A 19,258-nucleotide genomic window follows, 5' to 3' on the forward strand; every position below is an offset into this window, starting at 1 on the left:
AGGACAATGTATCTGAACGAACCCAAAAGGCAGGCACCCAGCGCACGTCGAGGCTCACGGCGCCGTTTGCTCCTGATAACCCTTGCGTAGTTTTTCCGCGATCAGCTTTTCAGCTTCCCGCAGTGCACGTTCGGGGCTCTCCAGAGACTTGATCAGGGTCTGGCCCTTGGTCCCCATGCGGCCAAAGTTGACCACCACATCCGTCGCCGTGACGCCGATGCGCCAGAACTTGTTGGAGTTGCCTTCACCAAAGGTGAACTCACGCATTGGGGTTGCCGGTTCAGCGACAGGCTCCGCTGGCGGTTCGGTGTCGACGCTTTCCACTTCCGGCTCCGGCTCCAACAACACAGGCGCCTCTTCACCACGAAGCAGGGCTTCGATCCGGTTCAGCACCTCTTCACGATCCCGCAGCCAGTCATGGCTGAGTACGTCGATGATCTTCCAGCCAAAACTGCGCAGCACGGTCGGCCGGAACACATAACGTTCGCGCACGTTCGCCGTCGCCGACGTGTCGCTATCGAGCAGGATACCGAGGCTGAAGTGTTCGCCGCTGGCATCGCTGATCGCCAGGTCGCAGCGGAATTGCGAACGCCCGACAGACTCCTGTACCTCGTGCCCGCGTTTGCGCAGGGCGCTGGCCAGGGCGGCGCGCAGGCTGTCCTTGGGCAGGGTGACGGTAAAGGACTGCTTGGCCCCCGGATTGAGGTTGGCCAGGATGCCCTGGGAGCGCGGCGCGTCACCGTTGGCGCTGGCCTGGGCAAATTGCAGGAAGGCACGAAGGGCCGCGGCACCGTCATTGTGGGTGTTGGTGATGGCATCGGCCTCGATGCTGGAAATGATCGCCATGCGTTTGCGCGCGCGGCTGAAAATCACGTTGAGGCGTTTTTCCCCGCCGCGCTGATTGATCGGGCCGAAATTCATCAGCATTTTGCCGTTCGGCCCTGGCGCATAGCAGATGCTCAGGATGATCACGTCACGTTCGTCACCCTGGACGTTTTCCAGGTTCTTGACGAACAGGCCGTTGAATTGCCCGGCGTCTTCACGCACGTATTCGCGCTCAAGGCGCGTGGCGAAGGCCGGGTCACTGGCCGCAAGGTTCTCCAGCGCCTGTTCTATTTCCCCTTGCTGCGCTTCGGAAAACGCCACGATGCCCAGGCTCAGGCCTGTCTCGCGTTGCAGCAATTCACGCACCAAGTTGGCGATGTAACGCGCCTCGGCCACGTTGCTGCGGCTGAGGTACACGCCATCGCGCATTTTCAGGAAGCTGATAGGGTTGTCGAGCAAGGTATCGGCGCCCTGGATGACCGCCTGTTCATCGGTGGAGTCCAGCGGTCCGTTGGCCGGGGCCGGGCGCTCGATCCGGCGGTCGGGGATCGTGATCAGTCGCCCTTCATAGAAGGCCGCGTTGGAAAAACTGATCAACGCTTCGTGCCGACTGCGGTAGTGCCAGGCCAGCAGGGTGGCCGGTAGATTGCGTGCGGCCTGGCTCAGCAGGCTGTCGGCGTCGAGGTTGATCTCGATCTGTTCGCCGTCCTCCATGGCAATCAACTCATTGTCGTCCTGGTCGCCGCCACTGGAGAAGAAGTTGGTCGGTGGCAATTGCATCTCATCGCCCACCACAATTACCTGCTGCGCGCGGCTCAGGGCGGGCACGGCTTCCTCGCTGGGGATTTGGCTGGCTTCGTCGAAGATCACCACGTCGAACAGGTCCGGGGCCAGGGGCAGGGTGTCGGACACCGACAACGGGCTCATCAGCCAGATGGGCTTGAGGTCATTGATCACCCGGCCACTGTCGCCGCTAGCCAGTTCGCGGATGGAGCGATAACGCATGCTCTTGCCCAACTCGTGCTCCAGCTCGCGGCGGCCTTTGGCATAGGCTTTCTTGAACTCACGGGCCGCGGCATCCAGTTGGGTCACCGACATGGCCGACTGCTTCACATGGTCGAGGAAACGCTGCTGCAACGTGGCGCTGAGGACATGGGCATTGTGTTTGAGCAGGCTGTTTTCGGCCTGGCTGACCTGGTGGGTCGCCAGGCTCAAGGCCGCGCCGTCGAAGCGGGCCAGTTGCGGGTTGGCGCGATACAGGCGGGTCAGGTTCTCCTGGGCAACCAAGGCATCAAGCGATCGCTGCACCAGGGCGTGCTGTTGCAAGGCCTGCAGACAGACCGGATCGGCCTGATGCAGTTCATTGAGCAACGGCAGGCTATCGGGCAGTTCGTCGAGTTCTTCGCGCAGGTCGCGCAGATACTCGGCCAGCGTCCCCAGGCTCGCTGCCGGCTCGAACACGCAGTACTGACCGACGAGTTGTGCCAGGCGCGCCACCGGCTGACGCAGGTTGGCCTCCTGGCGTACAGCGGGCAAGGCTTCAGGGCTGCGGCGCATGCGTTCGATCCATTGACGCAACAGGGGCGAAGTGTTCAGTTGTTGCAGCAAGGCGTGCAGATTTTGCACAAAGACGTCGACGTCTTGCACGCCATAGAAACCTTGCAGGCGCTGTTGCTCGACCTGTAGCTGGGCATTGACCACGTGTTCGCCAGCAAGGTTGTCGAGCACGCTGCGATAACTTGGGCGTATGGCGTGTTGACTGAAGTCATAGCGCCGTTGCAGTTCGCTACGCAGTCGCCACCAGGCCGGTTGCAGCCAACGCAGCAGCGACCCTTCCAGGCGTTGCACCAGCGCTCGGGCCGCTTGGGTATCTTGCACGTCGAGCTTGTCGCGCCAGTGGCGGTTCGTCTCGCGGATGCTGTGTTGCTGCTCGGTCAGCGCCTGCAAGGCGGCGTGTTCAGCCTGCAGTGCCAGGGAGCCCGGTGAACCGGGTTCCAGCAGGTCGAGGTGGGAGGCGAGGTTGGAGCCGGTCATTTGCTCGGCCGCCAGGGTCAGGACCTGTGCATCAACCAGGCCCGTGTCACTGGACAACAGGCTCGACGACGACTCCAGCAGTGGCTCGACGCTGTCCATCAGTCCGCTGGCTTCATCCAGGAATGCCTTGAGCTGGCCATAGGCATGTTCGTGGGTGATGACGCTTGAGGCCAGGCGACTGAAAGGGTGGCGCGCAAAACTGTCGAGGCCGAAGCGCTCGGTCATGGCTTGGTACAGCCGCCCGGTCAGTTCGCTTTGTGACTGCCAACGACGCCATTCAGGCAGGCGCTCCAGGGCTTCGGGGGGCAGTTTTGCAGCAGCGCCGGGCAGTTCGATCAAGTGCCGCACCAGCTCGCGCACTGAACACGCCAGGGTTTGCGGAACCGCGGCCATGGCCTGCTCGAAGCGCTCGATCAGGTCCAACTGTTGAGTCATGGTAGCGAGGGCGGCGCTGCGTCTTGCTTGCAGTTGTGATGACTGGGCATCGCCAGCGATCCAGCGCTCATAACATTCGCGCAGGTTGCCAACGAAGGCTTTCTTGTCGCTCTGGGAGTCGTGGATCAGGCAGCACAGTTCACCCAGTTCACTCTGTTGCAAGCGATGGAACACCACGTCCAGCGCCGCACGTTTTTCGCAAACAAACAGCACCCGCAGGCCGCGGCCGGCGTAATCGGCGATCAGGTTGGTGATGGTCTGGGACTTGCCGGTGCCCGGCGGCCCTTGAATGATAAAGTTGCGCCCGGTTCGCGCCAGACTGACGGCGGCGTTCTGCGTGGCATCGCCGGCGACGACGTTCCATTGCTCCGGCAGCGGGATCGGGTCTGGCGCCTGGACTTCGATCTCCCGGGGTTCGATCGAGAACATCCGGTCGAACGCTTCGTTCTGGGCCGGTTCCTCGATCAATTGCGCGTAGTCGCGTACCAGCGACATTTTGCGGTAGTTGAAATTCGCCAGGGTGACCTGGGTCAGGTCGATATCCCAGGCGTAACGATGCCCTTGGTCCTGGGGCAGGGCGAAGGTGCTGCTTTCGGTGCTGCTCGCCACTATTTGCGGGTGCTGGGTGCGCACCGCAGGCTTGGCGCCGACGGCACTGCGCAGGGGCAAATCGCTGGGCAGGACCTTTTCCCGGAACAACTGCAGGCCTAGCGGGCGATAGTCCTCGCGGTCGTAGCTGAAGTCTGGTTTCACCGGCGGCATGGCTGAGCGCTGGCGGGCGCGGCGGCGCTGGAAGTGGTGCAGGTGCTGGACCGCTTTCTGATGGATCAGCTCGATTTGCGGTTTGCTTTGCAGACGCAGTTCGACGCCCGGCTCAGTCAGTTTGATCTGCCGGGCGATGTCGGCGTGAATGGTTTCCAGGGACGTCGTCTGCAGGTCCACGGTTTCCGGTAGCTGGATGTCGTAGAGCTGGCGCAGTTGGTGACGCAGCACAGGATTGAACTCGGCCTCGGTCTCATCGCACTTGAGCACAAACTGGTCGCGCACGCCCTTTTTCCGGCTCAGCTCCACCGATAGCCACAGCAGCGGCGTGACGATGCGTTCATCCGGCGTGTCCTTGAGGTTATGCCAGCGCATAAACGCCACCACCAGGCGCAGGTTGCTGAAACCAAACTCGGCACGGTCGCGACGGGTTTCCTGAATGATGCGTTCCAGGGACGTCTGCAACCATGCCTGATCTTCAAAGCGCAGCCATTGCTGCAAGCCTACGGGGTTGCCGCTCAGCACCTGCTCGGAAAAGCCGCCAAAGCTCGCTTGCCAGGTGCACAACGCTTCCGGGCGGATACTTTCGATGCGCATCACCAGCGGCACGCTCGCCACGGTGAGGTTGATGTTGGCCTGGGTGGGACGGAAGTACAGCAGGCGATTGCGCCGGGACAGGTCGAACAGCCGATTGCGCAGGTGCTCCAGCACCACGGTACGTCGAGAGGCCGGGCCTTCGGCCTCAGCCAGCACCCGCTCAACGTCGAGGCTGGCCGGTTGTTCGCGCCAAGTTTCCAGGCGCCGCGCCAGTGAGCCGACGTCGGTGGCACGCTCGTGGCGATTGAGCTCGGTCATCTCATTGATGAGGTTCGCCAGCACTGGGTTGAGCCGGCCGTTGAGCTGGAACAGGTTGCGTCGATGCCGGGCAAAGGATTTGAGGTCGTCGAGGTCGGCGAAATCCAGGCCGCAGGCCAGGCACGCGAGCAACTGACCCAACTGGAAGATGTCGGTGATTTCGTCGTGATGACCCAGGCTGTGTTCCCAGCTGTGCAGCTCGGTGAGAAACACGGGATGGTCGATGGTCTGGTGCGGATCTTCCTGGACCTGCAAATCGGCAATCGCCACGCCGTCTTTCGAATCGCGGGTCAACCGCACATTGCCGATGATGTTCAGCGCCGATTCCGGGTTGGGCTGCACCTGCTTGATGGCTTCCAGCGCCAGGCGCGGCGACAGGCCTTCAGGGTTGCGCAGTTGCAAGGTGCGCTCGGACCCCTGGATGACGTCGAGGTAACCCAAATGGGCCACACGGCCGAGTTCATGCAGTTGGGCCACTTGCCGCAGCAGCGGCAGCATCAGGAACAGCACATCATCGATCGGCACCGCAGCGCCGTCGTGGCTCAGGAGTAATTGCTTGAACGTTACTGGCTGATTCATTGGGTCCATGTGTCGACCTCCGCCTTGAGCGCGCGAATGAGCGGGTCGAGCTCGCGTTTGGGAAGTTTGATATCGCGCTTGAGCACGTTGATAAAGTCGTCGGCGCTGCCCAGTTTCTTCGCGGTGCGTGCGGCATGCAGCAAGGCATCATCCCGCAGATCGCGGTCCACCAGACACAGGTCGAGCATGATGAAATGCAGGTACTCGTGGATGCTCGCGTCAATGCGTTCGACGTCCAGGGTACTGAGGTCCAGTGGTGTTTCGGTGTCTTTCCAATCGGGAAAGAAACCGCATACCTGGTTGCCGACAGCCTCTGACTGCAAGGCCGGCGCTTTGATGAAACTGGCGATAAAACGGCGGGTGAGGGCGGTGAGTTCGACCTGGTCAGTCACATCCAGGCGGTTGAGCGACAACGGCCCACGCAGGCGGCGGTGCAGCCAGGCGTCAATGTCCGGGATCTGCTGCCACCAACTGTCCAGTGCCTGTGAGCGCAGGAAGGTCTCCGGGTGCGAGACGCCCCGGGACAGTTGCGCGTCGTTACCGTCCAGTTCCTTGGCCTGTTGCAAGTAACTGGCGGCATTGACCGTGACAATACCGGTGTGCACCTTGACCAGCGTGGTGATTGCCGCCTCGGGCCCACTGGCCACCAGTGCCGCACCTCGGTCCGCGTAGATTTCGGTGTGCAGGCTATACAAGCGGGCGGTTTGCTCCAGGCTCGCCGGCGTATAAACATCGGCCAGGGTGTGGTTAAGGATGCGCTCGGCAGTCAGGTAGTCGCCGTCATGCTCGGACCACAGCCGGTAATGCGCCAGTTCATGCCCCAAGAGCGCGAGCAACTCCTGGGCGTCGAGACGCTCGAGGATCGGGCCGTAGAACACCACATGCACTTCACCGGCGAGGTAATAGAGACTGGCATTCATACCGCCATCGCCGGCCTGGTACAGCGTGGCCGGCGCCTGGATGTGCAAGCGCTGGAGCGCGGTTTCGCAAGCTTGATAAGCGTCGGGATGCGTGTCCGGATGGAGTCGGTACGTATCGCGCAGCAGTTGCGCGCGAACCTCTTGCGCGTGTTCCTGCTGAACCCCCAGCGAGGAGGCCCAACTCCAGACAGCCGGCTCGCTGGTCTTCAGGTAATTCACCACCTGCTGGTGGTACGGCAATGGCGTCAAGCTGCTGATATCCAGCGCGGGGTTACTCATCGTTCAACATCCTTGAGGATACGGCTCCATACGCTGTGCCTGGGCAGCAAGGGCTTGGGCTGGCATCCCGTTTTTCGGTCATCGGCTTTGAGGGCGAGCATACCTAGGACGTGGGAAAGATACGAACGTTGTTTATAGAAGGGATTGGTCTGCGTGAGTTTCATCAAATGGTCAGTTTTCAGTCGGGCAGTGAACCGGCTCGAGCCAAATGTCGGCGGTGTTCAACTTCGTCCCTAAACTGGGGGTGTTTTGTTTTCTGAACTGCAGCGGACTGCCCGATATGTCGCCTGCTCATCGCCCGAACAACAAGCGCTTTTGCCGCCAGGCCGGTGCGCTCGTGGGGAAAAGCACTTCGGTTGGTCGATAGCGGGCGATGCCGCAGGCGGCGGCGATGCGCTGGCGTTGCTGGCCTCGGGCAAGGGCTTGCTGAAAACTGCTTTCACTCTGGGGCTGTCCCAGCACATAACCGACGCCCGCCTGGAAATCGCCGCCGTGGGCCTGCCACCAGTGGGTGATTGACTGCGGGTCGGGCCAGGGCAGGTTTTCATCGGGGTCCATGGCGACATTGGGATCTTCAGGGTTGTCGTTCGGGCCCGCATCGAAATCCGGTAGGTCCTGCAGTTCCAGGTCGAGTAGCGCCAGATCAGCACCGGTGATCAGGCTGAAGGCTTCACCGGCGACCCGGGCATAAGGCAGGTCGCTCATCTGCTGGATCAACCACGGTACGCAGACCGGATCGCCCAGCAGCCCAAGGGCTTGGATGCCGATGCGCCGATCCCTGGGATCCTGTACCCACTGGCGTATCCAGGCGATGCTGGGCTCGCGTTCCTGCCAGGCCAGCAACACACAGAGCGCGCGGTACTGGAACTCGCCCGGTTGCTCGGCGAACCGGCGCAGTGGCTCCAGGGCTAGCTCATCACCCATCTGGGCGGTGGCCCAATTGGCCCAGAAACGCGTGGCGGCGTTCTCATGCAGGCGATGGGGACGAATCGTCGGTAGCAGGTCACGCCGACGCAGTTCACCTGCCGTACGGGCGGCACGTGCCAGCACGCTGGGGTCGGTATCGGAAAGTCCGATGAGCAGGGCAGGGCCAGGGTCGTGGCGATGCATGCCGCAGGCCGCCAGGCCGAGGCGGCGAAACAGGGGCTCAGGGGCAGCGAACATGCGCTCGATCCAGGGCGATATCCGCTCCCATTCGAGCCACCCGAGGGCCATCAAATATCCACGCTCCGTTTCCAAGGCACTGCGTAAATGAGTGCTGAGCCGCGACAGCACTTTCGCATCGGCCGTCTCGAAGGCCAGCACCACGCTGGCGAACATCTCGCCGACGGCGTGCGGGCCGAGCTGGGCCAGCAGGGTCTCCAGGCCGGTGGTGCCGGCAATTCGAAGGCCGTCGAGGTGGGCGTCGAGGCGGTTGTCGAGGGTGCCAATCTGGTCCAGATCGTAGTGGGGTGCCCGTACGGCATAATCCCGCAGGGCCGCGAGGAAACTGACCTCTTCGGTGTGTTGGTCGAGAATCGGTGACAGACTTTCCATGGGCTTCCCTACACGCGTCTTAAGGACTGGGTATGCGTGTCCAATTCGCTCCGTCAAAAGCGGCAAGGTGTCGTTCGCCGGATGACCATAGGCACTGCTCATTCGCGTCCAAATATCTGAAGGTCTGATCGCCGGGAAGTCCCGTCTCGACCTTCTCCAGCGTGTCGCCTTGTAGCGTGTAGAGTGCTTTGGTGGTTGAAAGCCAGAGTTGATCATTGAACCAGGCCATGTCCCAGAATGTATCCTCGGTGAGCTCATGCTCAATGAGCTCCCAGCGGTCGAGACGACCTCGCATGACGATGCCCAGTTGGCCTGAGATGTAAACCACGCCATCGGGTGCGCAGAGGACGTTTTCCAGAATGATGTTGGTCGGACTTTCGCTTCGCTGCCAGGCACCCTGCTGGCGGTACCAGATCTCGCCCTGGTTGCCGGCGGCATAGATTTCATCTTCACCAAAGCCATCGATGGATTCGAAGCCACTGAGGCTATCGGCGGTCGGATCTTCGACCACCCCTTGATCGCAGCGCTGCCAGATTCTGTCCTTTCGAACATAGACTTGGCGGCCGAAGCCTGTGGCATAGACATTTGCACCGATAGGACGGATGTCGCGCAGCAAGCCGTGCTTACTGGGCTTCTCCTCGACGATATCCTCGTAGGCTTGCCCGTCAGGCGCAGCGCGATGAACGCTACCATTGGCGCATAGCGTCAGAATTTCAGGAGGCGCGCCGCGAACAGCGCAGATGCCGGCGCAGATAGCCTGAACATAATAGTTGTCCCATGCTCCGGTCCATCGAAAGACTCGAGTACCGGGCTCGCGTTTGGAGTAGGCGAGTACATAAACGCGGTTTTTATCAAAGACTGCTATTCGGCTCAGTGTCCAATCCAATGTTTGAGTCATGTCGTCCTTGCTCCAATTGCGCTACCAAGCACTGATAGTGACCTCTGGGATCATGTCGTGGGCCAGCGCTTTCTGATTGTCTTGAAGGTTGGGTGTGTGGGTCCTCACCGGGGTCTTGTCCCTGACACCTACCGTATTCTTATGGTAAGCGTCTAACTGTGCTTCCAGACATTTCTTTGAGCATTTCGATTTCGGAAAGGTTTGCTGAAGCGCTCGCACGCCCGCTGAACGAGATTGGCCATAATTCCAGGCGTAGTCCTTTTGACCGGGCGGTGCGCCCTCGATGGCTGCCTGTTCCAGCTTGCCTTGGGCTGCATGCATGAAGCCATGGTCACCTTCATAGCGACCACTTCCGTCTTGCGGGCATTGCACGCAAATGCACGGTGCATCTTTTTCGTCGTAATTGGGGAATTGAGGAAGAGGCGTTTGGCGACCTGAACCTGTCGCTGTAAAACTATGGGCTTCAACGAGGTGGTGGCCGGTTTCGCCAGGACAACAGGCCACTTGACTGTTCTGCGCCTTGGAATCGGCCTGCTTCTTGGACACCAGCAAACACTTTTTTGCGGCCGTACAGGCCTTGTCGTCACACCGTTGCGCTTTGGTCGGCAGTCCCCCGCAAGCCTTGTTTTTCCTGGCCACTTCTTTCTTGCAACGCTCGATGGGCGTCGTCGCTGCTGCGTCGGCATAAGCCCAAGGAGGCGTATTTCCGGGCTTGGATGCGTGGTTATGAGTCATCAGGTCCAAGTGCCTGACTACATTTTCTCCTTCAAACTTCACGTCCATCGACCAAGCAATGAAGTACACCTTCCCCTTGATCTTGCTGGTCACCACGCCTTTCTTCGGCGCGTTCCCGGCCTCATCTCCCGTACTGGTCTTGAAACAGCTCTTGTCCTTGAGCATCACCTCCTTGCCGGTGATTTTGACCGTTCGTGTACCCCGGGTCGTGTCCTTGGCCATGCCAGTATTGGGGTAGGGGATCGGCACCCCCAGCGGGGTGGGCGGAGCCTGCGGTGGGGTGAAACAGACATCTGGAAAGCAGGCGATCGACTTGCCCGCCGCCGACTTGCAGGAAACCTCCATATTGTTGGCGTAGACCTCATTCGCCATTACGCAGCCCTCACAGTCTGGTAACTGAGCAGTGCAACGGCGCGTTCGCCTGCGTCGTTGCCCAGGTGGCAGAAGATATTCGGACCTTCGCCGTAGCCTTTACGACTGGCGGCCAACGCCACGGCGAGCATGACCGGGCCGATGGCGGCGCCGACTTCGCCGATGCAGTCGGCCGGGTGCCAGAGATGGAAGAATTCCTTGCGCACGCGCAGGGTCCGGCTGAGGACCAAGGAGGCTTCCTTGAAGTAGTACTGCTCGCCGGAGATGTCGGTGAGCCGATAATCCATTTGCTCCAATCCACAGCCGGCTTCGCTCAGCGCAGTGCGTACGGCTTGAGTCAGGCCTTCGGCGCGCAGGGGAATGTCTTCGGCCTCCACCGTGGCCTTCTCCACACCGAACCCCAGGCCGATGCAGGCCAGTTGCGGTGTTGCGCTGGCAACTGGAGCGGCCAGTACCACGGCCGCAGCACCTTCTCCGGGAATAAAACCGTTCGAGTTCTCGCTGGTCAGCAGGCGCTCGCGCTCTTCGAAGGCGGCCAGGGTCGGTCCGCAAAGGAGGGAGTCCACGCCAGCGACCAGCACATGGCGATGGCCGCCCCGGTAGATCAGCGTGCGCGCGTCAAGCAGGGCTACTGCAGCGCTGACTCGGCCGCGGGCGATGATGTCGGAGTCAGGATGAAAGCGCAGGCCCAGTTCAGCTTCGATGTCCTGCAACAGTCTTTTATCGAGGCCATCAAGGCGGCCGGGGCGCGCGGCTTCGGCCACGCCCAGCAGCAGCGGGGTCTTTTCCGGGTCGACCCCAGGGGTGCTCTGTAATGCCTCGGCGATCGCGCGGGCGGCCATCTTGATCAGCTTGGTGCGGCCGCGCCAGGACTGTTCCAGAGGTACGCTGGCGGCAATCAGCCATTCGCCACCTTGGTCGATGAAGCGGGTTTCCTGAAAGTTGTCGATGGCGCAGCGGATCGCCGCGCAGCTTGCAGGTGCACTGAGGCCGACAGCGCTGACCATGCCGGAGCCGATGATGCAAAGCGCGCTCATCAGTCCGACTCCTCCGGCGCCTGCTTGGCTCTTACCAGGGAGGAGAGCGAAGGGTAGTAATCCTTGCCCAATTCACGGGCACGCCACCAACCCGTGGACATGGTGCCAACCAGCACCTGGGCGATCTCGAACAGGTTGCGCCGTAGGGGACGGGAGATACGCCAAGTCAGTTGCACCTGGCGCGCGTCTGTGTCGATCAGCAGGGTGTCGATCACCGCCTGCACCGTCTCATGGCCGCCTTTATTCAGAAAGAACGTCACCGGCACGTCCATTTCGGGGATGCGAAAGCCCGCGCGCTCCTGGGGCGTGAGGTTGAGCAGCAACACATCCTCGCCGCCACGCAGGTAAGCAATCTGCTGATCGTCAGGGGCCGCCTGGAAGTAGCGACGGTCGAAATCCTGTGGCAGAAACGGAAAGCAGTCGGCCAACCAGGCATCGTCGTAAGTACCGGCGAAGCGAGCGCGCTGCGGCCAGCTGCGGCCGATGGGGCCGAGGGCCATCGGGCGGAAGTCGCCAGTGGGACTGTCGATCGGCTTGCCCAGTTCCTCCGTATTCGGCATTGGCTTGTAAGCGACTTCAGCACTGTCGATGCTGCCTGGGAACCAACCGCAACCGCTGGGATTGTCCGGGTAGCAATGACGCATATCCGGATTCTTGGCCATGGGATGGGAACCTCCGTAGGCCTGGGCATAGGAGATGTCCTGCTCGGTAAAGGGTTGCGGTAAACCGGGAGAAACGCCCAATAGCCCCGGTTGCCATTGCCTGGGGCCGAGGACGGAAAAGGCCTTGCTCATCTGACCGATGCGAATGCCCGCTGCCAACTGCGTCACGGGCCGCCCGCCTGGGGCATAGGCCTTGCCGCGTACCAGTACATCGCAGAACGGCTTGATCGGGGCGAAGTCCATTTCCTGCAGCGGAGCGCTGAGGCCAGGCTCGCCGAAGAATGTATCGGCCATCAGCAGTGGCTGCTGAGTGTCGGCGAGGGTTGCCGCACGGCCGTCCAGCGGCAAATTGAACGTGCCTTTGGCCACGATCACCAGGGATTCGCGGCCATCGGGCGCCAGACCCTGGGTGTAGGCAGCAAGCAGTTTGCTGGCGTTGAGCAGCTCCATAAATCGACTACCTGTCTAGTTGATCTGCACCGAACCGCCCTTGATACGGTTCACGCCGGATGATCGGCTCGAAAGATAGGTCCCTCGAATCAGTATCTTGCCCTCGCGGGTGAGGGTGATGCTGGCTTTGCCGCAGCGTAGGACGATTTCCCGCTCCGCGGTGAACTCCAGGCGCTCGCCGTCCAGGTGGGCGACGGCTGGCGTTGTGGTTTGCAGCAGGCGTTGGATGCGACCGATCACCAGCGGTCGTGTCAGGTCGCCGGCCTCGAACATCAGTGCGACCTGGGCGCCGATGTCCTCGCGGCTGAGCGGTGTGGTGGTGCGTGCGGCGAGGCCGCCGTCAGCAGGGCAGCCGGGAAACGCCACGACCGGGGCGTCGGCCTTGGGCACATCCAGCAGCAGGCCGATCACGACGCCATCCACGCGCGTCGGCGCGGCAGTGGAGGCGGCGGGCAGGTAGTATTCGACGGTCATCGCGCACGCTCCTTGGCTAGTTCTGCAGAATCTTCTGGCCTTTGACGACCACGTTCTTGTTGGCCTTGATCTTGATGGCGCCGGAGCCATCGATGGTGATGTTCTTGCCGCTGATCATGATCGTGCCGTCCTTCTTCATCGTGATGCTGGCGTCGCCCGTGGTCAGGCTGATGGAGTCGCCGGCGGTAAGGGAGAAGTGCTTGCCAACGTCCAGGCTGTCGTTCTGCTTGATGTTGGTGGTGCGGTTCTGGGCGACATCGCGGGATTCGTTCTGGCCGATCTGGGTGCTCTGGTTGCCGTTGATCTCGATGCCTTCGTTGCCCTGGACCGTTTCGTTACGGTTACCCTTGATGCCGATCGTCTCGTTGCCGCCCACGTCCTCGGTGCGGTTACTCACGATGGTGATGGTCTCATTGGCACCGACCTTTTCCGTTCGGTCCGCGCCGATGGTAATAGTCTCATTGCTGCCGACGTCCTCGGTGCGATTGGCGCCGATGGTGATTTTCTCGTTACTGCCGACATCTTCGGTGCGGTTCACACCGATGGAGATGGTTTCGTTATTGCCGACATTTTCCTTGCGATCCACACCGATGGTGATGGTTTCGTTGTTATCGACGGTTTCAGTACGGTCGTGTTTGACGTGCACGGTTTCGTCGTTGTCGATGGTCTTGCGGCGATCATGGCCGACCCAGTGGGTCTCGTCGTTCTCGACTTCGATGTCCTGGTTCTTCTCGGCGTGAATAAACAGTTGCTCCGCGCCTTTCTTGTCCTCCATGCGGATTTCATTGAAGTTGGCCGGTGAGCCGCCCTTGCTAGATCGACTTTTCACCCCACTCTGGGTGGCATTGGCCGGCAATCCGTAGGGCACGGTCTGTTCGGCGTTGTAGACGCGGCCGGTGATGATCGGTCGATCCGGATCGCCCTCCAGGAAACTGACGATCACTTCCTGGCCGATCCGCGGAAGCTGCACCGAGCCCCAGTTCTTGCCGGCCCAGGCCTGGGACACACGAATCCAGCAGGAGCTGTTTTCGTTGGACTGGTCGTGCCGATCCCAGTGGAAATGCACTTTGACCCGGCCATACTGGTCGGTCCAGATCTCCTCGCCACTGGGGCCGACCACCACGGCGGTCTGCGGGCCGCGAACAATGGGCATGGGGGTGAGGGGGAGAGGGCGGAAGGCCTGGTTGGCATCCACGCAGTCCAGCTCGCTGACGAACTGTTCGGCGGTGTCCGACTGGCCGCTTTCATAGGCTTCCTGACGGATCTGATAACGGGCGACCACCACCAGGTACTCGCGGTTCTGGTCCGCACGGTCGTAACCCGTCAGCGTGAACACATGACCGCAACCGATTCCGCGAGCGCGACCGCGCAACTGCACACGCTCGAACTGGCTGTGAATGGCTTCTATGCGGGTACGCGCGTAGTGATCGCCATCGTTGCTCTGGACGTATTCACCCGGATAGTCGTAGAGCGGGTAGTCGGCGTTGGTGTGGGTGCGCGGCACACTGGAGCGCACCTCGAGGCTGGCCCGTGGGCGCAGGAAGTCATAGTCGTTCAGGGCCAGCGAACCGGGCTGTACTTCCCGTGCCAGTTGCCAGTCGTAGAAATGATCGCGCTCGCGCATTTGCCGATCAGGTGGATAGAAGGGCACCGAGGCGTAGTCTGGTGCCGTGGTGTGGGCGCCATAGGCGTCGGCCAACACCAACACATGACGCGCCTCTTCATGGCGAAAGTAGTAATAGATGCCTTCCTGCTCCATCAACCGGCTGACGAAGTCGAAGCTGGTTTCGCGGTACTGCACGCAATATTCCCATTCACGGTAGCTGCCGCTCAGGCTGTCCTCGAAATCGGAAAAGCCGAGGTCGCGGAACACCTGCTTGATGATGTCCGGCACTGTCTTGTTCTGGAAAATCCGGCAGTCGGAGGTGCGCGTGAGCAGCCAGAACCAGGGGCGCAGACTGACGCGGTAACCGGCGAACTGACCGTGGCCGGTCAATTGCCGGCAACTGCAGACAATGCCGTGGAAGTAGCGCTTGCCGCCGTCATACAGTTCCAGGGCCAGGCCCATCGGCTTGCCCAGCAACTGGTCGAACGTGATCGCCCGGTTTTCGGAAGTCAGGTCCAATTCGTAATGGAACAACCGCCCCAACTCTTCGCTGCCGTCCATGCTTTGCAGCAACAGGACATCGTCGCCGAGAGGGCTGTCGACCTGTACCAAGCGATTGTTTTGCGTGATTGCCATGAACGGCTTCCTTGGCTCGGGCTCGGGCGTCAGTTGGCCGTCATCAGTAAGGTGGCGTCGTACGCAGGGGCGTCGGCATAGGGGATGCCTGGGGGAATCGGAATCGAGTCCAACAATTGCTGTACATCCACCACAGAGGTGATCTCCTTATCGGTCTTGCGGTCTTCAATCAACGTGAAGGTACGAGCAGATCCGTATCCTGCGGATTAACGTATGTCTGGCCCGTTAGATAACGTTCCAGCATCGCCTCAAACGGGACGGATACCTGACGTCAAGATAGGTGACGGAAGGTCGTTTACGTAGTTTCGTTAGCTATAACCGTAATTCAAAAATCGAATAACTCAGTGAGAATGACGAACTCGGTCCTTAAGGACTTTCTGACAAGAATGTCAGGAGGCGGTCAGCCTGGGGACACCTTCGCGGCCTAGACTGGGGAAAATGTACATCCAGGCGATCTTGCAGGGGGGCTTGAAGCATCAGCACCAAGCCAAACATCAGGATCGACTGTTTGGGCTCCTAATGTGTGGCACCGTTTTAAGAGAGGCGTTACCCGATGCGTTTGCTCATTGTCGAGGACGAAGAAAAAACCTCCTCCTACGTCCACCGTGGCTTGACTGAGCTCGGCTACATTGTCGACGTTGCAACTAATGGCATCGATGGCCTGCACTATGCGTTGGAATGGGAATACGACGTGGTGATCCTGGATGTGATGCTGCCGGGCAAGGACGGCTACGACGTGCTGCAAGGCCTGCGCCTGCAAAAGAAAACCCCGGTCATCATGCTGTCGGCCAGGGGCACGGTGGATGACCGCATTCGAGGGCTGCGCGAGGGTGCCGATGATTATCTGGGCAAGCCTTTTTCGTTTGCCGAACTTGTCGCACGTGTGCAGGCCTTGATCCGTCGTCGCGCCGGAGACACGGCTGACCTGACGCATTTGCGCATCGATGACCTGGAGGTCGATCTACAAGCGCGCAAGGTGACCCGGGGCGGGCTGCGGCTGGACCTGACGGCCAAGGAGTTCTCCCTGTTGAGCCTGTTGGCGCGACATCAGGGCGAAATTCTGTCCAAGTTGATGATTGCCGAGCAGGTCTGGGACATGAACTTCGACAGTGATGCCAACGTGGTCGAGGTGGCGATCAAGCGCGTGCGCGCCAAGATAGATGCCCCGTATCCGCGCAAGCTGCTGCACACCGTCCGCGGCATGGGGTATGTGCTGGAAAGCCGTGAGGTCGATAGCAGGCAAAGTGGAACGCCTTGATGAAAAGATCGATCGCCAAGCGGCTCGCCCTGATGTTCGCCCTCGCTGTCCTGCTGATCATGTCGATCAGCGCGACGCTGTTGCGCTGTTCCTTGAAGCAATCGCTCGATGAGCAGATGCAGAACGAATTGGTCCTGCGCCATTCCGTGCTTGACCCGGTACTGGCGAAATATGATTCGCCGACGTTTTGGGTTGGTTTGCGGCAGAAGCTCGACGGCCTGACGCCAACGGATGAACGGGTGCGCTATTGGATCCTGGTAGACAACCCGGCCTTCAGTTACGGCGGGGCGATGCCGGACGGGCAGGATTGGTCGAAGCGCTCCGATGGGCTTTTTACCGTCGACCTGCCTGAGCGAGAGCGTCCCATGATGGTGCTGCTCAAGACCATTCCAGCCATGGGCAACCGTCCGGAACTGCGGTTTATCGTGGGGCTGGATTCAACGCCGTTCAGGAAGACCCTGGACCACTTCACCAAGATACTGATCCTGACCTCGGCGTTGGGCATCGGGCTGGTCGCGCTGCTCGGTTACTGGATCGCGCGTTTCGGCCTGGCGCCGGTGAGACGACTGAGCCGTCAAGCCAATAGCCTGCCGCCGGGTGATTCGAAGCAGCGGCTGGACACCGAGGCGCTGCCAGGCGAGTTGCAGGAGCTGGCGGTGTCGTTCAACGGCGCCCTGGCTCGCCAGGAAGCGGCCTGGTGTCAGCTCGAAGGGTTCAACGCCAATGTGGCTCATGAGCTGCGAACGCCATTGACCAACCTGATCGGACAGACCCAGGTGGCATTGGCCCACGGGCGCGAGGTGAGCGAGCTTCAGGACCTGCTGCAGTCGAACCTCGAAGAGCTGGAACGGATGGGCACCATCGTCAATGACATGCTGTTCTTGGCCGGAGCCGAGAGCGGGCAAAGGGCAACCGAGCTCAGTGATGTCTCGCTTTATGAAGAGGCGTCGAAGACGTTGGAGTATCTGGAACCGGTGTTGCACGACAAACAGCTGAGCGTAGTGATTCAAGGCGACATGCGCGTGTGCATCGACCGACGCCTTTTTCACCGCTCCCTGGCCAATCTGATACAGAACGCGGCACGCTACGCGGTGCCGACCAGCACCATCACGGTAAGCGTGGTCAGCCACGGCATGCAGGTCGAGGTGAGCGTGTCCAATGCCGGCGAGCCCATCGACAATGTTCACCTGGAGCGTTTGTTCGAGCGCTTCTATCGCGCCGACGCCGCCCGGGCACGAAGCGATGCGCACCATGGCCTGGGCCTTTCCATCGTGCGGGCTGTGGCGTCCATGCACGGTGGGCGGGTGTTTGCCCACAGCAAGGATGGGCTCAATACGTTCGGATTTTCCTTGATGAACCAGGCGGCGCGCTAGCCGTCGCTCCATTGCGCGTGGTTCGCCGGCGTTCTCGCTTTTGACATGTTCCTGTCAGTCAGCAGTCACCTTGGCGTCAGTCGCCCCCTCCTAGAGTGCTACGACCATCCCGGTAAAGGCAGTCGTGGAGTCCACCATGAATATCCAGAACTTGTCGATCGCCAGCCTGCTGGCGGTCATCTCCCTGAGCGGTTCACCTCTGTTGGCCAAAGAGCAAACACAACCACCGGCCTATGAATACGGCATGCCGCTGGATGTCGCCCACGCCATTCGTATCGAGGCCCCGCAACCGCCAGTGTGCGAGGTCGTGCGAGCAACGATGTCCTATGTAGATACGCAGGGTGAAGTCCGCGACGTCAGTTTTCTGCAACTGGCTGAGGCGTGTGCGATCCAGTGAGCGCCGGTCGTGCCGGTTCCTCCTTCAAATAGAGAGAACTCAACCATGTGGAATACAACAAGCGCCTGCGCAACTGGTCTTTTGAACCGCACAAGTCCGCTGATGAGATTGGCCTGCATACTTGCCTTCGGCGTCGCGCTGCTCAGCGCCGTGAACATCGAGGCATCGGCTCGTGTGGCACCCCAACCAGACTGGTCGACCAGCGACATGCCGTCCCAGAAAGGCCGAATTGTCCTGATCACCGGTGGCACCAGTGGCATGGGCTACGAGGATGCGCTGGCCCTGGCGCGTGCCGGTGCCGAGGTCATCATCGCCGCGCGCAACCCGGAGCGTGGCGCGCAGGCCATCGCACGTATCCGGGACTCCGTGCCCGACGCCAAGGTGCAGTTCGAGGCCGTGGACCTGGCCGATCTTTCATCGGTGCGCGGCTTGGCCCAGCGTCTCAATCAGCGGCTGCCGCGCCTCGACGTGCTGATCAACAATGCTGCCGTCATGGCACCGCCCAAGCGGGGCACGTCCGCCGATGGTTTTGAACTTCAGTTGGCTACCAACTATCTGGGGCACTTCGCGCTGACCGGCCTGTTGGTACCGCTCTTGCGTCAAAGCCAGGATGCGCGTGTGGTGAGCCTGTCGAGCATTGCCGCTGCACGCGGCGCGATGAACCTTGATGATCTTCAGAGCGAGCAGGCGTACGACCCGTACGCGGCCTACGCGCAATCGAAATTGGCCATCCTGCACTGGGCATTTGCCTTGCAGCGGCGCAGTGATGCTGAAAACTGGGGCATTCGCAGCATGGCGGCGCATCCTGGCGTTGCGATCACCGAGTTGGTCGCACGAGGGCCAGGCCTGGACAGCGAGTTCGGTCGGCGCTGGGCAAAGGACCGTGACGGGTATCACTCAGCGGCACAAGGGGCGCTGCCCACCTTGTATGCCGCCACTGCTGCGCAAGCCGTGGGCGGAGCTTATTACGGCCCGACCGGTGACGATGAACGGCGCGGTCCGTTGGGGTTCGCCAAGACGCCACCCGCCGCGAGCACGGAGGCCGATGCCGAGCGGCTCTGGGCCGTCTCCGAGCGATTGACCGGCGTGACCTATCGCTGATCCAACCTCAGCGCGGGCTTCCGTCCCTCGCTGC

13 protein-coding genes are annotated in these 19,258 nt (G+C 61.1%); 4 read left to right on the forward strand and 9 right to left on the reverse strand.

Translation table 11 applies throughout. The features are described from left to right. Positions 1-54: 54 nt before the first annotated feature. The 9 genes from GFU70_RS13660 to GFU70_RS13700 all read right to left on the reverse strand — a co-directional run bounded on the left by GFU70_RS13660 (position 55) and on the right by GFU70_RS13700 (position 15,095). Complete coding sequence (locus tag GFU70_RS13660; protein WP_153388220.1) at positions 55-5,499, reverse strand: AAA domain-containing protein; 5,445 nt, start codon at positions 5,497-5,499, stop codon at positions 55-57. Further along, positions 5,487-6,689 (reverse strand): M48 family metalloprotease, encoded by a 1,203-nt coding sequence (locus tag GFU70_RS13665; protein WP_153388221.1) that lies wholly within the window; start codon positions 6,687-6,689, stop codon positions 5,487-5,489. The genes GFU70_RS13660 and GFU70_RS13665 overlap by 13 nt, the downstream gene beginning before the upstream one ends. Positions 6,690-6,980: 291 nt before the next feature. Next, on the reverse strand, positions 6,981-8,225 hold the full coding sequence (locus GFU70_RS13670) for a TIGR02270 family protein (RefSeq protein ID WP_153388222.1): 1,245 nt from the start codon (positions 8,223-8,225) through the stop codon (positions 6,981-6,983). A gap of 19 nt (positions 8,226-8,244) precedes the next feature. Then, entirely contained in the window at positions 8,245-9,123 is an 879-nt protein-coding gene (locus GFU70_RS13675; protein ID WP_153388223.1) for a hypothetical protein, read from the reverse strand. Between the two features lie 21 nt (positions 9,124-9,144). Then, positions 9,145-10,230: a PAAR-like domain-containing protein gene (locus GFU70_RS13680; protein WP_058542381.1), complete on the reverse strand. Its 1,086-nt coding sequence runs from the start codon at positions 10,228-10,230 to the stop codon at positions 9,145-9,147. Continuing rightward, positions 10,230-11,270 (reverse strand): beta-ketoacyl synthase N-terminal-like domain-containing protein, encoded by a 1,041-nt coding sequence (locus tag GFU70_RS13685; protein ID WP_116642258.1) that lies wholly within the window; start codon positions 11,268-11,270, stop codon positions 10,230-10,232. The genes GFU70_RS13680 and GFU70_RS13685 overlap by 1 nt, the downstream gene beginning before the upstream one ends. After that, entirely contained in the window at positions 11,267-12,379 is a 1,113-nt protein-coding gene (locus GFU70_RS13690; protein ID WP_153388224.1) for a DUF2169 domain-containing protein, read from the reverse strand. The genes GFU70_RS13685 and GFU70_RS13690 overlap by 4 nt, the downstream gene beginning before the upstream one ends. Before the next feature lie 15 nt (positions 12,380-12,394). Further along, on the reverse strand, positions 12,395-12,853 hold the full coding sequence (locus GFU70_RS13695) for a DUF6484 domain-containing protein (RefSeq protein WP_153388225.1): 459 nt from the start codon (positions 12,851-12,853) through the stop codon (positions 12,395-12,397). A gap of 16 nt (positions 12,854-12,869) precedes the next feature. Then, positions 12,870-15,095 carry a type VI secretion system Vgr family protein gene (locus GFU70_RS13700; protein ID WP_116642256.1) on the reverse strand — a complete coding sequence of 742 codons (2,226 nt, stop codon included), beginning with the start codon at positions 15,093-15,095 and terminating at the stop codon, positions 12,870-12,872. Positions 15,096-15,648: 553 nt separating this feature from the next. Here GFU70_RS13700 and GFU70_RS13705 point away from each other — a divergent pair. The 4 genes from GFU70_RS13705 (at position 15,649) to GFU70_RS13720 (ending at position 19,224) form a co-directional block, all read left to right on the forward strand. Continuing rightward, on the forward strand, positions 15,649-16,353 hold the full coding sequence (locus tag GFU70_RS13705; RefSeq protein ID WP_058545947.1) for a heavy metal response regulator transcription factor: 705 nt from the start codon (positions 15,649-15,651) through the stop codon (positions 16,351-16,353). Continuing rightward, the gene (locus GFU70_RS13710; protein WP_058545948.1) at positions 16,353-17,726 is read left to right on the forward strand and encodes a heavy metal sensor histidine kinase; all 1,374 of its coding nucleotides are present in this window, start codon (positions 16,353-16,355) and stop codon (positions 17,724-17,726) included. Before GFU70_RS13705 ends, GFU70_RS13710 begins: the two co-directional genes overlap by 1 nt. A gap of 136 nt (positions 17,727-17,862) precedes the next feature. Next, a complete protein-coding gene (locus GFU70_RS13715; protein WP_058545949.1) occupies positions 17,863-18,123 on the forward strand; it encodes a DUF2790 domain-containing protein in 261 nt (86 codons plus the stop codon). A gap of 102 nt (positions 18,124-18,225) precedes the next feature. Continuing rightward, on the forward strand, positions 18,226-19,224 hold the full coding sequence (locus tag GFU70_RS13720; protein ID WP_226921130.1) for an oxidoreductase: 999 nt from the start codon (positions 18,226-18,228) through the stop codon (positions 19,222-19,224). Positions 19,225-19,258: the final 34 nt, after the last annotated feature.

It is taken from the genome of Pseudomonas brassicacearum, from assembly GCF_009601685.2.
GTDB lineage: Bacteria > Pseudomonadota > Gammaproteobacteria > Pseudomonadales > Pseudomonadaceae > Aquipseudomonas > Aquipseudomonas kilonensis_B.

Coding starts and splice junctions, on each gene's coding strand:
- GFU70_RS13675 (WP_153388223.1), bottom strand. CDS start 9,123: ATGACTCAAACATTGGATTGGACACTGAGCCGAATAGCAGTCTTTGAT.
- GFU70_RS13705 (WP_058545947.1), top strand. CDS start 15,649: ATGCGTTTGCTCATTGTCGAGGACGAAGAAAAAACCTCCTCCTACGTC.
- GFU70_RS13665 (WP_153388221.1), bottom strand. CDS start 6,689: ATGAGTAACCCCGCGCTGGATATCAGCAGCTTGACGCCATTGCCGTAC.
- GFU70_RS13700 (WP_116642256.1), bottom strand. CDS start 15,095: ATGGCAATCACGCAAAACAATCGCTTGGTACAGGTCGACAGCCCTCTC.
- GFU70_RS13690 (WP_153388224.1), bottom strand. CDS start 12,379: ATGGAGCTGCTCAACGCCAGCAAACTGCTTGCTGCCTACACCCAGGGT.
- GFU70_RS13680 (WP_058542381.1), bottom strand. CDS start 10,230: ATGGCGAATGAGGTCTACGCCAACAATATGGAGGTTTCCTGCAAGTCG.
- GFU70_RS13710 (WP_058545948.1), top strand. CDS start 16,353: ATGAAAAGATCGATCGCCAAGCGGCTCGCCCTGATGTTCGCCCTCGCT.
- GFU70_RS13660 (WP_153388220.1), bottom strand. CDS start 5,499: ATGGACCCAATGAATCAGCCAGTAACGTTCAAGCAATTACTCCTGAGC.
- GFU70_RS13715 (WP_058545949.1), top strand. CDS start 17,863: ATGAATATCCAGAACTTGTCGATCGCCAGCCTGCTGGCGGTCATCTCC.
- GFU70_RS13670 (WP_153388222.1), bottom strand. CDS start 8,225: ATGGAAAGTCTGTCACCGATTCTCGACCAACACACCGAAGAGGTCAGT.
- GFU70_RS13695 (WP_153388225.1), bottom strand. CDS start 12,853: ATGACCGTCGAATACTACCTGCCCGCCGCCTCCACTGCCGCGCCGACG.
- GFU70_RS13720 (WP_226921130.1), top strand. CDS start 18,226: ATGAGATTGGCCTGCATACTTGCCTTCGGCGTCGCGCTGCTCAGCGCC.